A 297-nucleotide genomic window follows, 5' to 3' on the forward strand; every position below is an offset into this window, starting at 1 on the left:
TGCTGGAAGAGCGCGTCGCCAACCGTGCGGGTCACGTGGTGGTGCCCGACGGGCCCGGCCTCGGCATTCGCGTCAGCGAAGCCTCGATCCGCGCCAATGCAAGGGTGATCGCGGAGGCGTGAGTTTCCGTCATTCCGGGGCGCGCGCAGCGCGAGCCCGGAATCCATAACCACAGGGCGAGGTTGGCGCGCGAGCCGGCAACCACGAGTCTTCGCCACACTCCTGCCTGTGGTTATGGGTCCCGGATCTGCGCGCCCTTGGGGCGCTCTTGTCCGGGACGACACCGAGTTTGTGGCT

Annotated in this window: 1 pseudogene; it reads left to right on the plus strand. The window is 68.0% G+C overall.

Going from position 1 to position 297, the window contains the following annotated elements:
- Nucleotides 1-122, plus strand: a pseudogene (locus AABA86_RS34125) (cycloisomerase); the annotation flags it as partial.
- Nucleotides 123-297: the final 175 nt, after the last annotated feature.

Origin of the sequence: Bradyrhizobium sp. TM233, assembly GCF_036247965.1 — a bacterium.
Lineage (GTDB): Bacteria > Pseudomonadota > Alphaproteobacteria > Rhizobiales > Xanthobacteraceae > Bradyrhizobium > Bradyrhizobium ottawaense.